Source organism: Rhodoferax sp. ZS1R25 (genome assembly GCF_056521335.1).
Map to the genome: position 1 here is coordinate 1,079,153 of NZ_JBWMAZ010000002.1, position 15,465 is coordinate 1,094,617.

Sequence of the window (15,465 nt, forward strand, 5' to 3'; positions counted from 1 at the left end):
CCCGTTCAGGCTATTGCGTTGCGTCAGACGCAGCCAATAAGGGGGCTGCATGGGCAATGCGAACCTGAACGCGGTCCAGCAAGTTGTTTCGGGCTGCATCATACGCCCGGTTCAAGGCGTTGCTGAACGCCAGCACATCGGCCGAGCCATGGCTCTTGAACACCAGGCCACGCAGGCCCAGCAGTGCGGCACCGTTGTAGCGGCGGTGGTCTACGCGGTTTTTAAGCGCCGTTAGCACCGTATAGGCTGCAATAGCCGCCATTTTTGTAAAGATATTTTTGGAAAACTCGGCCTTCAGGAAGTTGCCAATCATGGACGCCAGGCCTTCGCTGGTCTTGAGCGCCACGTTTCCGACAAAACCGTCACACACCACGATGTCGGCCGTGCCCTTGAAAATATCGTTGCCTTCGACGTTGCCCACAAAGTTCAAATCGCCAGATTTAGCTGCATTTCGCAGCAATTCACCAGCTTTTTTGATGACTTCGTTGCCTTTGATGACTTCTTCACCAATATTGAGCAGGCCCACCGAGGGTGATTCCTGGTTGGTCAGCACCGACACCAGTGCCGAGCCCATCACCGCGAATTGCAGCAGGTGTTCTGCCGTGCAGTCCACATTGGCCCCCAGGTCCAGCACCGTGGTGGCACCACCCGTGGCATTGGGGATCTGGCCCGCAATCGCCGGGCGTTCGATGCCGTCCATGGTTTTGAGGATGTAGCGCGAAATCGCCATGAGTGCGCCGGTATTGCCCGCCGAGACGGCTGCCTGGGCAGTGCCATCCTTGACCTGCTGGATAGCCACGCGCATGGAAGAATCTTTCTTCTTGCGCAGCGCCACCTCCAGCGGATCGTCCATGGTGACGACTTCGGTTACCGTGACCAGCGTGGCGCGGGGGTGCGAGAAGCCTTTGAGCGCTTCGGGCAAACCGACCAACACCAGTGCAGCCTCGGGATGCTGCTCCAGAAACTGGGTACAGGCGGGCAAGGTGACTTGGGGACCATGGTCCCCTCCCATGCAATCGACGGCGACAGTAATCATGCGTTCATCATTCCAACGACAACGAAGTCAAACATCTCAATATAGAGGCCATAAATGACAAAAGCCCGTCGCTACAGGAACTGTAGCTTCGGGCTTTTAGAGATTCAGGCGAATCAGGCTTCGGACTTGGTCTTCAGCACCTTGCGACCACGGTAGAAACCAGTGGGGCTGATGTGGTGACGCAGGTGGGTTTCACCGGTGGTGGATTCCACAGCAATACCAGGCACAACCAAAGCGTTGTGCGAGCGGTGCATACCGCGCTTGGAAGGGGACTTTTTGTTTTGTTGAACTGCCATGGTCGGCTCCTGAGCAAAAGTGCTGCACAGGTTGTGGCAACACGGTTAGGGTTAGTAAAACGCGACGGATTTACGCGCGAAGCCTCAGATTATAGCCCAAAGCGGGGCGCTTAGCCAGGGCCCTTGTCCTTGAGCTGCTGCAATACCGCAAACGGGTTCGGTTTTTCCTCAGGCGCATCGACAAAATCGGCATCCGCCACGGCCAGCTTGACCGGCAGAGGGCAGGTCTCGTGCATGGGCACGGGCGGGATGGACATGAGCAGCTCGTCCTCCACCAGGTCCAACACATTGAACTCGCGGCTCAGTACCAGCACATCCTCTTCCGATTCCTCGTCCTCGATCTCGGCCAGCGCCTCGGTCGCCACAAAGCGGAAGTCGCGCGTGAATGCGATATCCACATCCACCGGCGTCAGGCAACGCTGGCAGGTCATGGTCAGGGTGGTCTTGCCTGTCAGGTGCACCCAGGGCTCGTCCACTCCGGCCGCATCGGAGCGGATAGCGCCATGGGCGTCAAATTGCACGGCGACAGCATCTGCCGCACCCTGGGTTTCTTCGCGCAAGCGCAGCATTTGGGCCAAAGGCACCTGGCCCACCAGCTGGCCGTCGCTCTTGGCGAAGGTCAGGATGTTCAGGCTGTTGGCTGAATATTCATAAGTCATGGGCGCAGTGTAAGAGAATCGCCCCATGCAAGACTCCGCCCCCCGCAAACTCGTTTTAGGCTCCACCTCGGCCTACCGCCGCGAACTGCTGCAGCGCCTGCGCGTGCCCTTCACCGTGGCCGCCCCTGATGTGGACGAAACCCCCCAGCCCACGGAGACCCCACTCGCGCTGGCGCGCCGCCTGGCACTGGCCAAGGCGCAAGCCGTAGCCCGGCAATACCCCGACAGCGTGGTGATTGGCTCCGACCAGGTGGCCGATCTGGACGGAGAACCGCTGGGCAAACCCGGCACCCATGCCCGTGCCGTGGCCCAACTGCAGAAAATGCGCGGCAAAACGGTGATTTTTCAGACTGCCGTGGCCGTGGTGTGCCTGGCCAGCGGGTTCGAGCAGGAGGATGTGGCTCCGGTGCGCGTGGTGTTCCGCGACCTGAGCGACGCCGAAATTGAAAACTACCTCCGCGCTGAGACGCCCTATGACTGCGCCGGCAGCGCCAAGAGCGAGGGCCTGGGCATCGCTTTGCTGGAATCCATCGACAACGACGACCCCAGCGCCTTAGTTGGCCTGCCACTGATACGCACCAGCCGCATGCTGCGCGCGGCGGGCATTGCATTGCTGGGGCCGGTATGACGCAAGCGCCCTCCTCTAAAGGCACGCTGTATTTGGTGCCCGCGCCGCTGGACTTTGGCTGCGCCACCCAAAGCCCGCTGGACCAGAGCATGCCCGCCCATACGCTGGCCATAGCGGCACGCCTGCGGCACTGGATCTGTGAGAACGCCAAAAGCACGCGCGCCTATTTAAAGCGCGTAGATGCCAGCCACCCGCTAGGCGTGGCCTTGCAGGAACTGCAGATTCAAGAGCTGCCACGCGAAGTGCACAAGAAAGGCGACCACCTGGGCGGCTTTGACGCCACGCCGCTGCTGGCGGCAGCCTTGCAGGGCCACGATGTGGGCCTGGTCAGCGAAGCCGGAATGCCCGCGGTGGCGGACCCGGGTTCGTCGGTGGTGCGCGCGGCGCACGACCTGGGCCTGCGCGTAGTGCCATTGGTGGGGCCCGTGTCGTTGTTGTTGGCGCTGGCCGCCAGCGGGCTCAATGGACAAAACTTTGCGTTTGTGGGCTATGTGCCGGCCGAACCGGCCGAGCGCATCAAGCGTATTCGCGAACTGGAATCGCTGGCGCTAAAAACAGGACAAACCCAGCTCTTCATCGAGACACCCTACCGCAACACCGCCTTGCTGCAGGGTCTGCTGCAAACCCTGCAGCACAACACGCGGCTGGCGACTTCCAGTGGGCTCACGTTAGACAACGCCGCCACCCACAGTAATCTCGTGAAACAGTGGAAGCAGAGCGGCTGGGCGCTGGACAACGCCACGCCCACGGTATTTGCGATCGGCCGCTAAACCCACTCAGTGAATGGCGGGAAGCGAACGCAGCGCCTTGGCGGCACCATCGCCAATGGATGCACCAAAGCGTTTGACCAGGCGTTCGGCCACGTTGTCCTTGCGGGTGTAGTCGATGATTTCTTCGGCCTTCACCACCTCACGCGCCACATAGTCCAGGTTGCCCAGCTTGTCGGCCAGGCCCAGTTCGATGGCTTGCTGGCCAGTCCAAAACAGGCCGCTGAACATTTCAGGGGTTTCTTTCAGGCGTGCGCCACGGCCCTCTTTCACCACGGCAATGAACTGCTGGTGGATCTGGTTCAGCATGGCCTGGGCAAACGCGCGTTGCTTCTCGGTCTGCGGGCTGAAGGGGTCCAGGAAGCCTTTGTTCTCGCCAGCGGTCATCAGGCGTCGCTCAACACCCAACTTGTCCATGAGGCCGGTGAAGCCAAAGCCGTCCATCAGCACGCCAATACTGCCCACGATGCTGGCCTTGTCCACAAAGATCTGGTCGGCACCCGCGGCAATGTAATAGGCCGCTGAGGCACAGGTTTCTTCCACCACGGCATAGACCGGCTTGTTGTGCAGAGCCTTCAGGCGCTTGATCTCGTCATTGATGATGCCGGCCTGCACCGGGCTGCCACCCGGCGAGTTGATCAGCAGCACCACCGCCTTGGCGCCGTCGTCTTCAAAGGCACTGCGCATGGCGGCCACCACAAATTCGGCACTGGCTTCGGCACCCGCGGCGATCTCGCCCTGGATGGCAATGACGGCGGTGTGGGGTGTCTTTACATCGGTGGTGGAGCCGCCGCGTTGCATACCGAGCCACACCAGCACGGCCAGAAACACCAGCCAGCCAATGCGGATGGCATTGCGCCAGCGACGGGCCGCGCGCTGCTCTACCAGCGACGCCATGGCCAGCCTCTCCAACGTGGCCCGCTCCCAGCCGGGGGCCGACGTCGCAGCACTTGCTACGCTTTTAGGAGCTGCTGGCGCAGATTCCACGGGGGCTGGACGAGGATTTTCCTCAGAATCAGGCGTGGGCGGGAATGGGGAGTCAGACATAGTTCTAGAAAACCACAGGTTGTAGGTGAGGGCCAGTATGCCAGTGCACGACACCATCAACTTCGGTGAGGGCAATGGAGACCAAGCCGCCGCGGCAGGGGCCGGTACGGCACTGGCCGGTTTGGGGGCTGTACATGGCGCCGTGGGTGGCGCACATCAGCCAATTGCCGGTCATGTCGAAAAAGCGGTTGGGCTGGTAATCCATCTCCATGGGGACATGGGAGCAGCGGTTCAGGTAGGCATAGGCTTTGTCCGCGTAGCGAATGGCAAAGGCGTAGCAGGTCTGCCCGCAGTACACCACGTCAAACGGCACGGCTAGGCCGCTGTTCGCCAGGTCGCCCGAGTTGCACAGGGCGATGACTTGGGGCTCAGTGTTCAAGGCCATGGCCGCGTCTCCGTCTCTGTATCGATCAGGCGTTATCCAACAGCCAGGCGTGCAGCTCGGCCACCGAATGCACCACACAGCGCGGCCCCAGGTCCTCAAACATGGCTGGCGCATGGGCGCCGTAGCTCACGCCGACGCTGGCGCAGCCCGCGTTCAGGGCCAGCTGCAGGTCGTGCGTGGTGTCGCCCACCATCAGCACGCGCTCAGCCGGCACGCCCAGCTCGGCCATCAACTCCTGCAGCATGCGGGGGTGCGGCTTGCCCGCGGTTTCGTCCGCGGTGCGAGAGCTGTCAAACATGCCCTTGAGCTCCACCGCGTCCAGCACTTCGTTCAGGCCCGCACGGTTTTTGCCGGTGGCCACGGCCAGCAGGTGCTGCCGGGTCTTGAGCTCGACCAGCATGGGCAGCACGCCGGCAAACAGGCTGATGTCGTTCTGGTGCGCCACGTAATGGTGTTTGTAGCGCGCGCCCAGCTCAGCGTACTTTTCCTTGGGAACATCGGGCGCGGCATGGGCCAGCGCCTGCATCAGCCCCAAGCCGATCACATAGGACGCATCTTTGTCGCTGGGCACGGCACCGCCCACATCGGCCACGGCCAACTGGATGCAGCGCGTGATGATGGCGGTGGAGTCAAACAGGGTGCCGTCCCAGTCGAACGCAATCAGGTCGAACTGGCGGGCACGGGTGCGGGGAGAGGGCATAGGCTTCTACAAAAAGATCGAAAAAGGGCCGCTCAGGCGACACCGGGCAAGGCAGAGGCCAGGAAGGTACTCAATTCTGCAGGCAATTCGGCCCGCAGCTCCACCCGCTCGCCGGTGGCGGGGTGGTTGCACTGCAGGCGCCAGGCGTGCAAAAACATGCGTTTGAGGGCCGCAGCGCCCACGCCCCGGGCCAGCGCCTTGTTGCGCTCAAAGTCGCCGTACTTGTCGTCCCCGGCAATCGGCATACCTTCCGACGCCAAGTGCACCCGGATCTGGTGGGTGCGCCCGGTCTTGATGGTCACTTCGAGCAGGGAGTAGTCGTCCGCGGCGGCCCGCACCTTCACCAGCGTGAGCGAGGGCATGCCGTCCGGGTCGTCCTTGGCTACGACCTTCACACGCCGCTCGCCGGCGTCTGCCGCACCATCCTTGCTGGCCAGCAGGTACTTATGCAGGGGCTTGTCCAGCACCTTCTTATTAGCAGGCCAGGCGCCCAGCACCAGGGCCAGGTAGGTTTTGCCGGTTGCCCGCTCGCGGAACTGGTCTTGCAGGGCTTTCAGCGCACTCCGCTTCTTGGCCACCAGCAAAATGCCGCTGGTTTCCCGGTCCAACCGGTGCACCAGCTCCAGAAATTTGGCCTGCGGCCGCGCCATGCGCAGCTGCTCGATCACCCCAAAACTGACGCCCGAGCCACCGTGTACCGCCACCCCGGCAGGCTTGTTCACCGCCAAAAAGTGGTCATCCTCAAACAAAACAGGGAAGGCTTTGGCCGGAACCCGCCCGGTGGCCTGGGCGGCCACCTGCTCGGCCATGGCCTGGGTTTTCTGCTCGGCCCGCTCGGACACGCGCACCGGCGGCACCCGCACCACGTCGCCCACCGCCACCCGGGTGTCTGCGCTGGCCCGGCCCTTGTTCACGCGCACCTCGCCGCTGCGAATGATGCGGTAGACGTGGGTTTTGGGCACGCCCTTGAGCTCGCGCATCAGGAAATTGTCCAGGCGCTGGCCCGCGCTGTCTTCGTCAACCGTCACGGATTTGACTTGCGGGTTTGTCAGGGGGTCAGACGGGGTCGGATTGCCCCCTATAATGTGTTTCACTAGCGTCGCGCTGTAAGTGGTTGATTTGTCTGGAGTTTAGTCCACACCCCACGAACCGTTGCGCTGGAAGGTCGATGCCACCGGGCTGCAATGCTTGCAAATCACACGCCACCTGCCTGTGATGGTCAGCAACAGCGCGGCCAAGCCGACGAATTGAAACCCTGATACGGAATACCCCAAGTTCGCAAACCCACGGTTTGCGAATGGAATGAAACGAGATGTTTGTGTTGCTAAGCCTGATGACCTTGTGCCTGCGGAGCGTTTGCGCCCCGTTGGGTGGCACATATCGGCCTGCAGCCCCGGTACAACCTGCGCAACGAGCTATCCTTTTGATAGCAAGTTCACAAACGCACCCTCTCGTCCCCATCCCTGCGCCTACGCTTCGTCACCTCGTGTGACCTGAAGTTCTCCGGCAATTCCACCTCACTTCAATTCGTCAGTCCGGCACCGTACGCCCAATTCGGGCATGTGCTTATTGAAGAAGGATGCAATCCATGAAACGGATGCTGATCAACGCCACGCAGGCTGAAGAACGCCGCCTGGCCATCGTCGACGGACAAAAACTCCTCGACTACGAAATCGAAATCGAAGGGCGCGAACAGCGCAAGGGCAATATTTACAAGGCCGTCGTTACCCGCGTCGAGCCGTCGCTAGAAGCCTGCTTCGTGGACTACGGCGAAGACCGCCACGGTTTCCTGCCGTTCAAGGAAATCTCCAAAACCTACTTCCAACAAGGCGTTTCCGCCGGTAACGCCCGCATCCAGGATGCGATCCGCGAAGGCCAGGAACTGCTGGTGCAGGTCGAAAAAGAAGAGCGTGGCAACAAGGGTGCCGCCCTGACCACCTTTGTCTCGCTGGCCGGCCGCTACGTGGTGCTGATGCCCAACAACCCCCGTGGCGGTGGCGTATCGCGCCGCATCGAGGGTGACGACCGCGCTGAACTCAAAGAAAACATGGACCAGTTGGAATACCCCAACGGCATGTCCATCATTGCCCGCACCGCGGGTATCGGCCGCGCAGCGCCCGAACTGCAGTGGGACCTGAATTACCTGCTCAAGCTGTGGAACGCCATCGACGGCGCCGCCAAGGGTGGCAAAGGTGCTTACCTGATTTACCAGGAATCTTCTCTGGTGATCCGCGCGATCCGCGATTACTTCAACAATGACATCGGCGACATCCTGATCGACACCGACGACGTGTACGAACAGGCCCAGCAATTCATGGCCCACGTGATGCCCGAGCACGCTGCCCGCGTGAAGCGCTACCGTGATGACGCCCCGCTGTTCAGCCGCTTCCAGATCGAACACCAGATCGAATCCGCCTACGCCCGCACGGTGCAACTGCCCTCCGGCGGCGCCATCGTGATCGACCACACCGAAGCTTTGGTGTCCGTGGACGTGAACTCAGCCCGCGCCATCAAGGGCGGCGACATTGAAGAAACCGCCACCCGCACCAACCTGGAAGCCGCTGACGAAGTGGCGCGCCAGATGCGTCTGCGCGACTTGGGTGGCCTGATCGTGATCGACTTCATCGACATGGAAGAGTCCCGCAACCGCCGCGAAGTGGAAAACCGCTTGCGCGACGCGCTGCGCCAGGACCGCGCCCGCGTGCAGTTCGGCACCATCAGCAAATTCGGTCTGATGGAAATGAGCCGCCAGCGTCTGCGCCCGGCCCTCTCCGAAGGTGCGTCGATTCCTTGCCCCCGTTGCGGCGGCTCCGGCCACATCCGTGACACCGAATCCAGCGCGTTGCAGATTCTGCGGATCATCCAGGAAGAGTCCCTCAAGGACAACACCGCCTCCGTGCTGTGCCAGGTGCCTGTCGATGTGGCGTCGTTCCTGCTGAACGAAAAGCGCACCGAAATCGCCAAGATTGAGCTCAAGCAGCGCATCAACGTGCTCATGGTGCCCAACAAGACGCTGGAAACGCCCAACTACAAGCTCGAACGCCTGAAGCACGACGACCCACGCCTGGACCACATCGAAGCCAGCTACAAGATGGCCGACGACATGGAAGAGGCCACCGGCGTGACCCGCCGTTCGCAAGAGCCTACCAACAAGCAAACCCCGGTGATCAAGGGCGTGCTGCCCGATGCACCCGCCCCCATCGCCGTGCCCAAGCCCGAAGTGGCCAAGCCCCAGGCTGCAGCGCCCGCTGCCAAGCCCGTGGTGGCAACACCTGCCCCTGCCAGCCAAGGTTTCTTTGGTTGGATCAAGGGTCTGCTGGGTATCGAAGAAGCCGTACCGGTGGCCAAGCCCGCACCCGCAACTGCCAAGACCGACGACAAGCGCGAAGGCCGTGACGGCCGTGGTGGCCGCGATGGCAACCGCAACGGTGGCCGTGGTGGTGAACGTAACGACCGTGGTGGCGAGCGTGGCGAAGGCCGCAACAGCCGTGGCGGGCGCAATGAGCCCCGTGGCGAAGGCCGTGGCCCCCGCGAAGAGAACCGTGGTGAAGCCCGCCCTGAAGGCAATGGCGACCGCTCCGAACGCGGTGGCCGCAATGGCCGCAACCGTGGTGAACGCAGCGAGCGCGGTGAACGCCAGGGCGGTGCGCAGCGAAACGAACGCATGGATGCCGGCGCTCCCGCAGTAGGCCAGGACGTCCAAGTCAACGCTATCGCAGACGGCGGCAACGCCCCTGCAGCACGCGGTGAAGGCCGTGGTGAGCCCCGCCAAGACCGTGGTCCCCGCGGTGAAGGCCGTGGTCGCAACCGTGGCGAAGGCCGTGGTCCGCGTGAAGAGAATGGTGACCGCCCTGCCGAACCCCGCAACGAAGTGCGCGGTGAAGAGTCCGGTGAGGCCCGCCCTGAGGTCACTGGTGAGGTGAATGCCGAAGCCCGCGGTGAAGGCCGCGAAGGCCGTGGTCGCAACCGCAGCCGCAATGGCCGCCGTGATGAGCGCGGTCCCCGCCAGGATGACGGCAACCAAGCTGCCCCTGAGCAGCAATCCACGCTGGGCTTTGCCGACACCGAACCCCATGGTTCCGATGCCGTGGCACCAGCCCCTGCCAGCGACGACACTGGCGAAGGCCGTGCGCCCCAAGGCGAGCCCCGCGAACGTCACTCCCGTGACCGCTATGGCCGCGACCGTGGCAACCGCCAGGAACGTGGTGAGCGTGCGCCGCGCCCCGCGCAAGAAGACGTGCAATCCGACGCAGCCCCCAGCAGCGAGACCTTCGCGCCTGAAGCGGTAGCCCCTGCGCCGGTAGCAGCTACTGTGCAACACGCCGCACCAGCCCCTGTGGTGGCAGCGCCTGCCCCCGTGGCACCTGTTGCTGCACCCGCAGTGGCCGCAGGCCAGATGCCCAAGGTGCAGGGTTATGCCTTGCCCACGGACTCGCTGCAGCAAGTGGCGCAAGGTTCCGGTTTGCAATGGGTCAACTCTGACCTGAGCAAGGTCGCAGCCGTGCAGGCCGCGATTGCCGCCGAACCCAAGCCTGTGCACGTGCCACGTGAACGGCCGGCTCCGGTGGTGATTGAAGAGCAGCCGCTGGTGCTGGTGGAAACCCGCCGCGACCTGCGCAACATGACCTTGCCTTTCGAGAGCAACAACGCGGGCTAACCACGCGGCTGTGTGGGTTCGCAAGAACCCCACACAGCCATGGAAAAGGGGCACCTCGGTGCCCCTTTTTCATGGGTGAAAACTATCGATCAGACCGTCAGAACAAATCCACCGCACCAATCTTCATCGCCTCACCGAAGAAACCCCGGCGTACCAATTCAGCATGGCTGAACACCTTGTTTTGTCCATTGTGCTGGGCATAGTCCACGGCGCGCTCGGCGCGCTCCAGCGCAGTACTGGGGGAATCGTCCGGCGTCACGCGGGTAAAACCACCGCAAATCGTCAGGCGCCCCACCTGCGGGAAGTTGAATTTCTCAATATTGGCGCGAAAACGCTCAAACGCCGCCAGCACCAGCGCCTCGTCAGGGCAGTGCATCAGCACCGCAAACTGCTCGCCACCAAAGCGGTAGAGCCGGTCGTAGGTGCGGAACGTGTTGTTCATGATGCGCGCCACCAGCAGCAACACCTCTTCTGCAATCAGGTGGCCGTTCTTGTCATTGATCAGGCCAAAGCTGTCCACGCTGATGGTGCCCAGCCAGTAGTTGGGCGGCACCCGGTGGCGACGCTCCTGCCCGGGGGCAACGGCCACTTCAGGCGCGCCTCGGGCGATGGCATCGCCCTCGCCCAGTTCGTCCAGCACGGCGCTGTAAAAGGTGTCGTCCAGTGACTTGCGGTTCAGCAGGCCGGTGAGTGCATCCCGGTCGCTGTAGGCCAGCAGGTGGTACATATTGCGAAACACATGGTGCACCGCGCCAATGGTCAGCACCTGGTCTGAGCTCAGCACCGAGGCGGAATGGATTTCGAGCACGCCTTCGTCATCGCTCAGGCTTTCGGCAAACAGCGGGAAGTAGGTGATACGCGGACCGTCTTCACCGGCCCAGGCAATTTCCACCGTGCTGCGCGTTTGCAGGGCTTTCAGGCGGTCCTTGTTGTCTTCCAGCAGCGGCAGCTTTTGGAAGTCCACCCGCAGCGGGTCTACCACCTTGCCACCCCCCTTGGCGTCCAGCGTGGTCACCTCCAGCCATCGCCGAATCCCCTCCTCGCTGACCACCCGTGCCACGAGGACACGCTGGATGGGTACAAGGTCAATCAAGGCCTTGGACAGGGTGAGCTCCAACAGGTCGCGCTCGCGGTGGTCTGTGAGCTTGATGAGGTGGTCTATGAGTGTGGCCATGGGCGGATAATAGCCCTGAAAACCGGCCCCGTCACGCTTTGGCGGCTTCCTTGTAAGCCTGTGCCGCAGCCGTCATATCCTGGCGCTGTTCGGCCAGTTCGGCCAGAGCCCGCCAGGCATCGCGTTTGAGTTCCTTGTCCTTGAGCATGGAGAGCGATTGGCGCAGCAATTGCTGGGCCTTGCCCCATAGCTCCAGACGCGCGCACATCACCCCCGCCAGGTACTGCAACACCGGGTCGGCAGGATTGGACAATTGCAGCGACTCAATGCGGGACAGCCACGCCGCATCGGGTGCGCCAGTGGCCACGGCAAAGCCTTTTTCCAATACGCGAATCAACCGCAGGCGCAAGGCCGGGCTCAGCGCGTCCAAGCGCTGCGACATGGCCTGCCACAGCGGGTGCACCCACAGCCGCGACACGGCCACATCCCCACCCAGCGCCAGGCAGCGCTCCGCCGCCTCCAGGGCCACTTCGGGAATGCGCTGCTCGGTTGGGTCCAGATGGTCCCACTCGCGCTGCAGCTGGGCCGGGTCATAGGCCGAGCGAATCATCTCCAGCGCCAGACCGCGGGCAATGCCGGCACCCGCCACTTCGGAGAACGCCCGGTGTTTGGTGAGCAGGCGCGAGGCGTCCAGTGCCATGCGGGCCTTGCCCGCCTGGCGCGCCACCTTGAAACGCAGGCGCAACGCAATGGTGCGCCGCGCCGTGCCCTGGGGCAACTGGTCCAGCCACTGCATGGCAGCACCGGGGTCGCGGTCGTCAAAGGCCCAGCGCGCCGCGCGCATGTGTACGCCATCGCGGGCGTCCTGCGCCTCGCGCAGATGGGTGTGTTCCAGCGCCAGCTGGAAGTGCTGGTCGCGCACCGTGCGGTCTTGCAGCGCGTGTGCGCTCTCGGCCGCCAACAAGTGAGACAGCGTGCGCAGTCGGGCCGCCTGCACCACGTTTTCATCCCCGGCGCGCACCGACTCTTCCAGCGTCACCACCAGTTCGGCGGCCTTGCGGGCGCGCACAAAACGGCCTGCCACCAAGTGCAGCAGCGCATCGATCAGGGCGGTGTGGATGGCACGTTCTTTTTGCAGCAGGCGCCAGCGTTTGGCCTGCAGCGGAATGCTGAACAGGCCCGACAGCGCCCGCAGCGCCAGGTGCAGCGTCACAAAAGCCAGCGCCAGCACCAGCAGCACCAGGTTCAGCGATACGTCAACACGGTAGGGCGGCCAGTACAGCGTGACCGTACCCTGGTTGTTCCCCGCAAACAGCGCGGCCGCCACGGCCGTGCCAAACAACGCCATCAGCCACAGTGCAGCCCGCATCTCAGCGCCCCGCCGCCGCAGTGGCCAGTGCCGCCAGCGTCTCGTCCACGCGCGGCAGCTCCAGCGACCGCATTTGGCCCTGCAACTGCTGCAGCACGCCCTGTGCGGCCTGGGTCTTGCGCGAGGAGGTATCGAAATAGCGGCCCAGCGATGCCGATGCCGCGGCCAGGTCGGCACGCGCCGAATCGGTCTGCCGGGCCAGCAGGCCCAGGCGGGCGTTGAGCAATTTGAGCTTGAGGTTTTCGCGCACAAAGAAAGACTGTTCGGGCGACAGCAGCGGTGCCTCGGGGTTCTCGATGCGGCTCACCCGCACCAGGCCACGAACTTCTTCGCGCACCACCGACAGCATGCGCATCCACCAGGTGGGCACCGACTCTTCGGTCTTGCGCTGCAGGCTGGCAGCAGGGCGTGCCACGGCGACCGCGTTGGCCACCGGCAGATCGTCGGCCAGCAGCACGAGTTCATCGAGTTTGACCAGCAAGGCCGGCGTGTCAGCCAGCGCCGTGGCCTTGATGCGCGCCACGTCTTTGGCAATCGCGCGTTGCAGCGGCGTCAGGCGCGGCTGGGCAGCACGCGCCACCCGCAGTTCAGCCGATTTGAGGGCCGCCAACAGCGGCTCTGCGCTGCCGGTGAGCTGCGCCTGCTGCTGCGCCAAGCGCAGTGCAGACTCGATGTCCACCACCAGGTTTTCATCGCGCGAGCGCGACAGGCTTTGCATGAGTTCTTCGAGCTGGGTGCGTTGCAGCGACACCTCGCTCAGCCGCGCCTCGGTCACGGCCAGTTTGGCCGCCGTCTCGATGGCCAGCTCTTGCGCCTGGCGGGCTGTGGCGCGCGCCTCGGTCGCTTGGGTGCCGGCATCGGCGCTTTGGCGCGCCAGCTGCTCCTGGATGGAGCTGAGCTTTTGCCACAGGAACACACTGGCCACTAACCCGACCACCGCCACCACGGCAACGCCGCGCAGCAAGCGCCGGGAGGATTTGACCGCAGGCAGGATCGCGCCGGCCTGCGGCGTGACATCCACCACCTCAGGCGCCAGGGGAACCGGGGACTCAGTATTCATCACAGGGATTCTATCGACGCCATCAGCGCCGCCAGCGCAGGTTTGGACTCGCGCACCGTGCCAAAGCCCGCATCGCGCGCGGCCTGGCCAATGCGCGGGTGGGTGACCACGGCGCGGGCTTGCTGCCAGGGCTGCTGCGGGCACCAGGCTTGCAGGTTGGCGATGGCCTCAGAGCTGCTGAACAGCCAGACCGACCCATCGCTGGCCGCCTGGGCGATCAGGGCCTGGCTATCGGCCGACAGCGCGGGTCGTTGCCGCTGGTAGGCCACCACGAAGTCGACCACCGCACCGGCCGCCGTGGCCCTGCGCGCAAACCAGTCGCGGCCCACGCCCTCGTCGCTGGCATCGCCCTGCGCGGTGGTACCACGCACGATCAGCAGGCGAAAGCCGGGCACCACCCTGGGCTGGACCACGGCCCACAGGGCCTCGGAATCAAACTGGCCGGTGTCGTGCGAGGGCGCGTCGATACAGCCGGGCTCGGCGCCCGCCCGCAACAAGGCTGAATAGCTGCCGGGGCCAGTGACGAACGCTCTGCTTTTGATAGCTGCTTGCGCAATGAATACGGGGGCTGCAGCCTGTTTTAATGCAAAAAAGTGGTCTACCGCGTTGCGACTGACGAACATCACCGCGTCGTACTGGTTCTGCTCCAGCCGGGCCCAGGCCTCGCGCACCGCTTGCGGCTGGGCCGCCGGCTGCACATCGATCAGGGGCAGGCTGTGCGCCTCGTAGCCCGACGCCTGCAGGGCTTGCACCCACTGCGCGGCTTCGGTCTGCGGGCGGGTCACGATGACGCGCATGGCTCAGTGCCCTGCCGCGGTCTGCGCGCGCACGCCATCCTGCAGCTGGCGCGCCACCTGCTCACCCAGGGCCACGGCCGCGGCATGGTCTGCCACCTGGCCACTGGCCTGGGCAGTCACCAAGGGCAGCACGCCATTGGCGTCACCCCAGGCGGCGCGGATGTGCAGTTGGCTACCGTCCAGCGTGGCGTAGGCCGCCAGCGGCATGGAGCAGCTGCCGCCCATCATGCGACTGACCGAACGCTCGGCCGCCACGGCCAGCCAGGTGGGCTGGTGGGCCAGCGGCGCCAGGGCCTGGGCCACGTCGGCGCGCCCCAGACGAATCTCAATACCCAGGGCGCCCTGCCCGGCCGCGGGCAGCATCTGCTCGGGGCTGAAGGTGGCGCGGATGCGCGATGCCAGCCCCAGGCGCATCAGACCCGCAGCGGCCAACACAATGCCGTCGTACAGGCCATCGTCCAGCTTCTTGAGGCGAGTGTCCAGGTTGCCGCGCAGCGGCTCTATGCGCAGGTCGGGGCGCAGGGCGTGCAGCAGCACCGTTCGGCGCAGGCTGGAGGTGCCCACTACGGCGCCCTGCGGCAGGTCCAGCAAACTGGCGTAGCGGTTGGAAACCAAGGCATCGCGCGGGTCTTCGCGCTCCATCACGCAGGCCAAGTCAAAGCCTTCAGGCAACTCCATGGGCACGTCTTTGAGCGAGTGCACGGCGAGGTCGGCACGACCTTCTTCGAGTGCCACTTCCAGCTCTTTGACAAACAGGCCCTTGCCACCCACTTTGCTCAGCGAGCGGTCCAGGATTTGATCGCCCTTGGTGGTCATGCCCAACAGGGTCACCGAGGCCCCTTGTTGCTCCAGCAACGCCTTGACGTGTTCCGCCTGCCAAAGCGCCAATCGGCTCTCGCGTGTGGCGATCGTAAAATTGCGCAAAATCGTAACCTGTTAGTAATCGGTGG

15 protein-coding genes are annotated in these 15,465 nt (G+C 63.9%); 3 read left to right on the plus strand and 12 right to left on the minus strand.

All coding sequences use genetic code 11. The features are described 5' to 3' along the window. Positions 1-10 precede the first annotated feature (10 nt). The 3 genes from plsX to AC097R_RS15880 all read right to left on the minus strand — a co-directional run bounded on the left by plsX (position 11) and on the right by AC097R_RS15880 (position 1,991). Positions 11-1,036 (minus strand): phosphate acyltransferase PlsX, encoded by a 1,026-nt coding sequence (plsX, locus tag AC097R_RS15870; protein WP_479599099.1) that lies wholly within the window; start codon positions 1,034-1,036, stop codon positions 11-13. Between the two features lie 113 nt (positions 1,037-1,149). Further along, positions 1,150-1,332 carry a 50S ribosomal protein L32 gene (rpmF, locus tag AC097R_RS15875; protein WP_105259923.1) on the minus strand — a complete coding sequence of 61 codons (183 nt, stop codon included), beginning with the start codon at positions 1,330-1,332 and terminating at the stop codon, positions 1,150-1,152. Between the two features lie 110 nt (positions 1,333-1,442). Further along, positions 1,443-1,991 (minus strand): YceD family protein, encoded by a 549-nt coding sequence (locus AC097R_RS15880; RefSeq protein ID WP_479599100.1) that lies wholly within the window; start codon positions 1,989-1,991, stop codon positions 1,443-1,445. 25 nt (positions 1,992-2,016) lie between these two features. On the opposite strand from AC097R_RS15880, the gene AC097R_RS15885 reads away from it, so the two are divergent. Together AC097R_RS15885 and AC097R_RS15890 are read left to right on the plus strand one after the other, a co-directional pair. Beyond that, positions 2,017-2,619: a Maf family nucleotide pyrophosphatase gene (locus AC097R_RS15885; protein ID WP_479599102.1), complete on the plus strand. Its 603-nt coding sequence runs from the start codon at positions 2,017-2,019 to the stop codon at positions 2,617-2,619. After that, positions 2,616-3,389: an SAM-dependent methyltransferase gene (locus AC097R_RS15890; RefSeq protein ID WP_479599103.1), complete on the plus strand. Its 774-nt coding sequence runs from the start codon at positions 2,616-2,618 to the stop codon at positions 3,387-3,389. The genes AC097R_RS15885 and AC097R_RS15890 overlap by 4 nt, the downstream gene beginning before the upstream one ends. 6 nt (positions 3,390-3,395) lie before the next feature. Here the strand turns inward: AC097R_RS15890 and AC097R_RS15895 are convergent, their stop codons facing one another. From AC097R_RS15895 to AC097R_RS15910, 4 genes are read right to left on the minus strand one after another with little or no spacing between them, the layout of a single operon-like run. Then, the gene (locus tag AC097R_RS15895; RefSeq protein WP_479599105.1) at positions 3,396-4,433 is read right to left on the minus strand and encodes a S49 family peptidase; all 1,038 of its coding nucleotides are present in this window, start codon (positions 4,431-4,433) and stop codon (positions 3,396-3,398) included. A gap of 4 nt (positions 4,434-4,437) precedes the next feature. Next, the gene (locus AC097R_RS15900; RefSeq protein ID WP_479599106.1) at positions 4,438-4,818 is read right to left on the minus strand and encodes a Rieske (2Fe-2S) protein; all 381 of its coding nucleotides are present in this window, start codon (positions 4,816-4,818) and stop codon (positions 4,438-4,440) included. Between the two features lie 25 nt (positions 4,819-4,843). Further along, positions 4,844-5,518, minus strand: coding sequence for an HAD family hydrolase (locus tag AC097R_RS15905; protein ID WP_479599107.1), 675 nt, complete (start codon positions 5,516-5,518; stop codon positions 4,844-4,846). Between the two features lie 32 nt (positions 5,519-5,550). Further along, a complete protein-coding gene (locus tag AC097R_RS15910) occupies positions 5,551-6,612 on the minus strand; it encodes an RluA family pseudouridine synthase (RefSeq protein WP_479599108.1) in 1,062 nt (353 codons plus the stop codon). Positions 6,613-7,106: 494 nt separating this feature from the next. Between AC097R_RS15910 and AC097R_RS15915 the strand changes: the two genes are divergently transcribed. Then, complete coding sequence (locus AC097R_RS15915; protein WP_479599109.1) at positions 7,107-10,175, plus strand: Rne/Rng family ribonuclease; 3,069 nt, start codon at positions 7,107-7,109, stop codon at positions 10,173-10,175. 97 nt (positions 10,176-10,272) lie between these two features. On the opposite strand, the gene AC097R_RS15920 is transcribed toward AC097R_RS15915, so the two are convergent. Genes AC097R_RS15920 through hemC form a run of 5 tightly spaced genes read right to left on the minus strand, consistent with a single transcriptional unit; the run spans position 10,273 to position 15,439 of the window. Next, positions 10,273-11,349: a GGDEF domain-containing protein gene (locus tag AC097R_RS15920; RefSeq protein WP_479599110.1), complete on the minus strand. Its 1,077-nt coding sequence runs from the start codon at positions 11,347-11,349 to the stop codon at positions 10,273-10,275. A 31-nt stretch (positions 11,350-11,380) separates the two neighbouring features. Beyond that, a complete protein-coding gene (locus AC097R_RS15925; RefSeq protein WP_479599111.1) occupies positions 11,381-12,658 on the minus strand; it encodes a heme biosynthesis HemY N-terminal domain-containing protein in 1,278 nt (425 codons plus the stop codon). A 1-nt stretch (position 12,659) separates the two neighbouring features. Further along, entirely contained in the window at positions 12,660-13,718 is a 1,059-nt protein-coding gene (locus AC097R_RS15930; RefSeq protein WP_479599112.1) for a uroporphyrinogen-III C-methyltransferase, read from the minus strand. Beyond that, positions 13,718-14,515 (minus strand): uroporphyrinogen-III synthase, encoded by a 798-nt coding sequence (locus AC097R_RS15935; RefSeq protein WP_479599113.1) that lies wholly within the window; start codon positions 14,513-14,515, stop codon positions 13,718-13,720. Before AC097R_RS15935 ends, AC097R_RS15930 begins: the two co-directional genes overlap by 1 nt. 3 nt (positions 14,516-14,518) lie before the next feature. Next, the gene (gene hemC / locus AC097R_RS15940; RefSeq protein ID WP_479599114.1) at positions 14,519-15,439 is read right to left on the minus strand and encodes a hydroxymethylbilane synthase; all 921 of its coding nucleotides are present in this window, start codon (positions 15,437-15,439) and stop codon (positions 14,519-14,521) included. Positions 15,440-15,465 lie beyond the last annotated feature (26 nt).